Raw genomic sequence first — 6,312 nt, forward strand, 5'->3', positions numbered from 1 at the left:
TTCATGAAGCCAACAACAAAGCCTTTGAATACAAAAGCCGCTTGAGCTTTAAATGGATCTGAACGAGGAACCCACCACGGTTGCCATGTCGGCATCAGCTTGGCCGATTACAACATCGCCCGGATAACGCGATTGTGCTTGGTCATCAAAGGGTGGGGATATTTATAATGGACATGCCCCCAATATAAATTTTCATGCAACCTTGGCGGTAGGAAGGACACACTAAATTTACGGACAATTCAAGTTTCGAATTGAAACGGTATCTTTGAAAATTCCGAGCCGGGAATATTCTATCTTTGGATAATTATTGTGAACGTTGAATTGAGCGGTGCGGTCGGGATGCTCGGGAAAAAACACCCATGTGTTCCGCGTCCCCTCGAAAGAGAGGTTCGCATTTGTGGAATTTCTAAGGGAGCCTATGTTTCCAGTACGATGGTTCCCGGCTACAATGCATAATTGCCAGTATTAAAATATAATTGTCTTCGATGGTATAAAGAACAGCGTATGGGAACCGCCTGGTCAAGCAACGTCGCACATCTTCATCAATCACGCGATATAAATCCGGGTTCTCGACTATCTTTTCGATCGCGCTTTCTACCTCGGAATAAAACGCCACTCCCAATGAGGGGCTTTTTTCAAAATAGTAAATCGTCGCTTCCTTGAATTCAGTGCGTGCTTCTGGATGGAATGAGTATCTCATTTATCATCAATAAGCTTCCGAACTTCTTCCATCACCTTAACACCAGGTATTGGTTTAATTTGACCACTTCGCACTTCATCACGGCGCTTTTTTGTTTCGATCAGCCAGATTTCACTGACTGACTCCTCATTAAGACTTTCAACAAGTCTCTCAGCTAGTAGAGCCCTTGCTTCACCAGGTAAAGCCATGGCCTTTGTTGCCAGTTCTTCCACGGATGTAGCCATTATAAATCACCTCCTGAAATTATTGCTATATTCTATAATATATTGATTCTTAATTCAAGCTTTGTATGGAAGACATTGAAATAAAAACTGGTTACGAATCGTTTCGGTATCCTTAACATTTCCGATCCGAAAATATTCCGGGTTTGGATAATCATGCTTAAGTATTAGATTCTAATCAGATCTTGGATATACTTTTGGGTAGACGGAATATGCCCAAAATACCAAGAACACAGCTTGATAAGGTTTTAAAGGAATTTCAAGTATTGGAACCTGTATTGATGTAATCTGTTTGGCAACATAACTCAATCTGAGGAAAACCGCTTGTTTAGTACCTGAAAAGTATCTGTTCCCAATAGACTCACTTTTTTTCGCATTCAGAGGCTCTGTTTTTTTCATGATGGCTCTCTCCTGGTTTTTTTGGAGGCCACCATGACATGGTTTGTGCCGCCTGAGAAGATGCAGTTGGCCGAACGCTTACCGTTCCTTCGTAATCTCCTTGCCGATTTAAAACGGGTTGAAGAAATAGTCGCACCATTGCAGAAGGATGCGCCTGGCCTGATAGAGATGGAGGTGGATTCCTGTCTCTGTGGCCGTACATCGCTCGGCAATGTCCGCGAAGGCGGTGAGATTCTCTCGCGTGGACAGAAAGTGAAAGAGCGTCGGCCTCGGCCAGATCATTCCCATTGCGATATGCTCCTGATCTCCATTAGCACCAACTGCAATGAGAGAGGCCTCCTACTTTATCACATGTGGGCGGGATGCCATCCATTTCTTCAACCTCTCTAAAAGCCAGCCCTCCAGCCCCTGTGCCAGATAAAAGCTTGGATAAAGCAAGTTGCTTTTTGAGGTGAGGAAACCTTCTCTTTTAGCAATCTCAGCCAGAGGTGTGTTGGGATAAATACGAACACCCACCGTAACTTTCAGGGCGTCAAGTTGAAGTGAATCCGCAAAGGCAAGACTTTCTTCAACGGATTTCTTTGTTTCACCAGGAGCCCCCATTAAAAGAAAACCCATTTGCGCGATGTTATGATTGGCAAAAATGTCTGAAATTGTCCGCACATCTTCCGGTAAAAATCGTTTGTTGAGGCTTTTAAGCATTTGCACGGAACCACTTTCAAAACCCAGGCTGATATGCCTGCAGCCGGCATCCGCCATCAGTTCAACCAATTCCCCATCAACATTTTTAGGATACAGGATACAGCACCACCTGATATTCAATCCTTTTTTAATAATGCTTCGACACATCTTTTTAGCGTAGGTCGGGGGTAAATTGAACGTGTTATCCACAAAAAAGAACTTTCGGTATCCCGCCTTGACCCAGCTTTCAATCCAGTTGGTAACAATTTCTGGTGACCGCTTCCTAATGATAGTGCCTTCAATAGCCGGAGTGGAACAGTAACTGCATTTAAGAGGGCATCCCCGCCTGGTTTGCACCGGAATCCAGGATTCCATATTTTTGGCCGCTGAAACAGACAGAATCCCTGGGTCGGGAAGTGTCAACTTATCCAGCCTTCCGGCAATTTTTTTTGGTTGTTGCGGGCCGCGATCGCGAAAATAAAGCCCTGGAATCCCGGAAAGGTTACTGCCGTTTTCAAGTTTTGACAAAAATGCCGGAAAAGCGATTTCTCCTTCACAAGCAATTCCCATGTCCGCCCCAAGGTAAGTGAGCGTACTTTCCGGAAATATGCTGAAACCGGCACCGCCAAGGACAATGACCGCATCAGTCAATTCCCGGCATATCAAAACAACATCTTTGACTTTTTCAAGCAAAAATTCGGGAGCTTCAAAATTTTGATCGTCAATATTTCTAATCGAAATACCGATGCATTCCGGGTGAAATTTTTCAATGGATTTTTTAAGTATGGCCCTGACATTCGTTTCAAACATAAGGTCAATCATGACAACTTCATGACCTGCTTTTGCAACAGCAGCAGTCATGCACGCCAGGCCCAGCGGCATGGCCGGCATGTTGAACTGTTCCGTATTAGCCGAAATAAGAAGAACTCTCACTGACAAAACTCCTCGCTAACCGCCCCGGCTATTTGATAACAGGCAGAATCTTCCGAAAGTTTTCGGTGTTTGCCCGGTATGCCCATTGAAAGATGACAATTTCTGCTGAGCTTACTACGGCTCCGGCCTGTCGCAAAAGATTTATGGCAATATTACGGTTTTCTTTTGTACGGGATGCCACGGCATCGGCGACCAGGTGTATCTGAAATCCTGCCTTTATAAGATCCAGACAGGTTTGTAAGACACATACATGGGTTTCCATCCCGGCCACTATGATTTTATTGCGCCGGAAAGAATGCATAGCGGAAAGAAAATCAGGTTCAATACAGGCACTGAAGTGCTCCTTTTGGCATATCAGGGGAGACTTGATTTCCCGGAGTAATTCTGGGTGGGTTTCACCGAGACCCTTTTTGTACTGTTCTGTCAAAAGGATCGGAATACCGAGAATATTGGCGGTCCGTATGAGTTGATTCACTTTACCGGTAACCTTTTCCCAGGAATTTATAGCCTTGAGCATCCCCACTTGAAAGTCGATTATTAGGAAAAGACTGTCTTCACAGGTAGCAATATATTCATGACGAATCATAATCTATCCTAAAAGATAAAAAGGTTTAAGTTGAATATATGTCTTCATAAGCATCTTTCGTAAATCTTGGGGTACATACTGCCAGAAAGATAAGATCTGAGTCAGCGATGTTGGTAATTCTTTGTGGTATACCAGGAGGTATTAAAACCACATCTCCTGAACCAACTTTTGTTGGGGGCAGTTCACCCACTTCAACGAGGCCCTTACCTTTAAGGATAATATAGCGTTCTGTCACGTCTTTAAGGCGGTGGAGCCTGGTTGTGACGCCAGGTTCAACTCTTGCCTTTGCAACAGAGACTTCTTCGTCGCTGGGTGAGTTCAACCACTCGGTAATAAAACAGCGTTCCTCAAAGTAATACTCTGAATCAGATTTGTTTTGGATGATATGGAGTTTGGTCATAATAAATTTTTCCACCGGCGCTAAATCTGGTTTTCGAGAAAACATAAAAGTTAAAATACATAAAACCACCTCATGCGCTGGTTAGTGCGATAAACCATAGTCCGCACGGCACCTGAGGCAATATTTTGGCAACAACAAATTACGTTGAATCCCTAAATTCATTTTGCACCTTGGACATTTTCTTAAGAAATGATGGAACAAATGGTAAAGTTGGCTTAAACTCCTTCAGGAAATTTTTGATAATCTTTCAGCCACAACAGTGGCAGGTACAGCATAATTCGCTTCGCCAAAAGAACCACTGAAGTGGAGACCAGCGGCACCACTCCCGTTAAGATTCAAAACCACTGAACCTGAATTGCCTCCTAATGTTGTACAATCGTGGGAAATGTAAGTTAAATTGTCATACGTTTCTTCAGCCATTAGGACGCCGAGAGCAAGTCGTTTTACATCATAAACATCTCCATAAATGGTTGACATTAAGGCCTGGTCCGGAATGCGACTGTCGCGGGCAGGATATCCAATGGTGACGACATTGTCATTCTTCTTGGAAGAGGAAGAAAGTAAAATAGGCTGTGCATCACTTACTGCGTTTTTCACTCGGAAGAAAGCAATGTCGTAACCATCTCTATCTTCAATGTATAATGGTTCGGCCAATTGGTATTCGTCTTGGTCTGGCATTCCGAATTCTTCAGCAAAATCGATTCGGGCTAACATGGTGCGGCCTTTGAAATTTCTTTTAAACACAAAGCGTTCTTTGTCTCTTACGGCAAATTCTTCTGCCACATGCCGATTGGTGACGACGATATCATCGGCCACCAACCAACCAGTGCCAACCCAAGCGTGATTCGGGTGTTCACGCAACTCAATCCGGCCCACTGATCGGATACCATTTTCGATGAGGTACCGGCAATTTTGTAAACGCTGTCGTAAAACTTCGCTCTGAGGTAACTCAAAGGTGTCGTTTTGAATAAAGAGTACAGGTCTTCCGAATCGCCTCACTATGGATTCTACTTCTATGTCAGGCAGTTCTGCACGTTCTCGTACACCTCTGATAATGGATCGAACCTGGTCAGTTGTCCGCATGATGGGAAAACGGTTACCCAGCTGGTTTTTGTTTAAACGGGAATCAATTTCATCATAGAGTTCATGGTCAGATAGTATATTATGAATATTCATTGCTTACCTCCTTCATCAGAATCAATTTTTTCCCAAAAAACGGAGTGCATTAGTGGAAAACAATAGTTCGGATAAACCTTCAAAGTGATTAAAATAGTCAACAAGTGCCTTATTTTGCTCACTGGTTAACTTATAATCGTTTAAGATCATGACAAAATCCGTACCAAACATCAGCCGATCTTTTAAAAATCTGTGATCGGAAAGAAGTTTTTCGATTTTTGGTGCAACATCAACGCTGGTGAAATAAGAGATGTCTGTATAAAGGTTATCAAATCGTTTAATCAATCTGATGATTTTTGCTGTCCAGTTCTCTTTTTCTCCCTGTCCATCAACATATTTAAGGAATTGCTCTTCCCCACCAAAATGAGCAAGATTGATACGTAAATTTTTATATTTTTCATTTTCCAGAATTTCCACCCAATTATCCGGATCTGCAAAATAGAGACCCTGTGGCTCAGAACATGCCGACAGATCATAACCTTTGGCAACTATAACCTCTATGGTTTCTTCGTTGCCATTGCGATCACATGACTGGGTTTTTACGGTGCTGCAACATGTATGAAAACCGCCTGGTGAGCAGTGGGCAGTAACAGGAACATTGTACTGCAAACACAGATCATAAATTGGATAGAGATCAGGATGGGTAGGAAAATATCCTAGGGGGGGATAGAGCTTGACACCAGAAAATGTACCATTTTGTAGATTTTCTTCAAGTAATTGTGCGACACCAACCCGGCGCGGATCAACAGCAAAGAAAGGAAAAACCGTTTCCGGATACTTTTTCTTTAATTTTTGTATCTTTTTTAGTTGTTTGAGAAAACCTCTTGTTAACTGTACCAGGCCCTTTCCTTCATCTGCAATACCTTCTTCCACGGCAAAAAACCTGAATTCAGTGATAACATCTTCCATTGCCTTTTCTGCATCTTCCAATCCCGTATCAATTCCTTCAGGCTGCATTTTTGAGATGGATTTCTTTTCTCTCACTACACTGAGTACTTTTTGTCTTAAGTCTTCGGCAAATGATTCAAACCGTTCTCGATCTTCTGGACTAACGTCCAAAGGGATGACAGCCTGTCGACAGTCATTTTCAGGAAGCTCATCAATAAACTTTTTTTTGTCCAGATATTTACCTTTATCTGCAACAAAATAAATATCCATCATCAGTGGAGAAGTGATGAATGGCAGAGAATTATTTGCCTCGCTCTTTTCAAAACAA

General features: G+C 42.8%; 6 protein-coding genes. All 6 read right to left on the bottom strand.

Annotated features, from left to right (window positions below):
• Positions 1–696: 696 nt before the first annotated feature.
• The gene (locus tag V2I46_10435) at positions 697–912 is read right to left on the bottom strand and encodes an addiction module protein (GenBank protein MEE4177916.1); all 216 of its coding nucleotides are present in this window, start codon (positions 910–912) and stop codon (positions 697–699) included.
• A gap of 747 nt (positions 913–1,659) precedes the next feature.
• A complete protein-coding gene (locus V2I46_10440; protein MEE4177917.1) occupies positions 1,660–2,883 on the bottom strand; it encodes a radical SAM protein in 1,224 nt (407 codons plus the stop codon).
• A gap of 79 nt (positions 2,884–2,962) precedes the next feature.
• Positions 2,963–3,520, bottom strand: a complete 558-nt coding sequence (locus tag V2I46_10445; GenBank protein ID MEE4177918.1) for an isochorismatase family protein — start codon at positions 3,518–3,520, stop codon at positions 2,963–2,965.
• A 25-nt stretch (positions 3,521–3,545) separates the two neighbouring features.
• Positions 3,546–3,935, bottom strand: coding sequence for a cupin domain-containing protein (locus tag V2I46_10450; GenBank protein MEE4177919.1), 390 nt, complete (start codon positions 3,933–3,935; stop codon positions 3,546–3,548).
• 210 nt (positions 3,936–4,145) lie between these two features.
• Positions 4,146–5,096 carry a serine protease gene (locus V2I46_10455; GenBank protein MEE4177920.1) on the bottom strand — a complete coding sequence of 317 codons (951 nt, stop codon included), beginning with the start codon at positions 5,094–5,096 and terminating at the stop codon, positions 4,146–4,148.
• Positions 5,097–5,117: 21 nt separating this feature from the next.
• Positions 5,118–6,312, bottom strand: a 1,195-nt coding sequence (locus V2I46_10460; protein MEE4177921.1) for an amidohydrolase family protein, incomplete at its 5' end; no start/stop codon positions are given.

Source organism: Bacteroides sp., assembly GCA_036351255.1.
GTDB lineage: Bacteria > Bacteroidota > Bacteroidia > Bacteroidales > UBA7960 > UBA7960.

What these genes read in the sequence shown, in the direction of transcription:
- V2I46_10440 (MEE4177917.1), bottom strand. Translation starts at nt 2,883, where the DNA reads ATGCCGCTGGGCCTGGCGTGCATGACTGCTGCTGTTGCAAAAGCAGGT.
- V2I46_10445 (MEE4177918.1), bottom strand. Translation starts at nt 3,520, where the DNA reads ATGATTCGTCATGAATATATTGCTACCTGTGAAGACAGTCTTTTCCTA.
- V2I46_10455 (MEE4177920.1), bottom strand. Translation starts at nt 5,096, where the DNA reads ATGAATATTCATAATATACTATCTGACCATGAACTCTATGATGAAATT.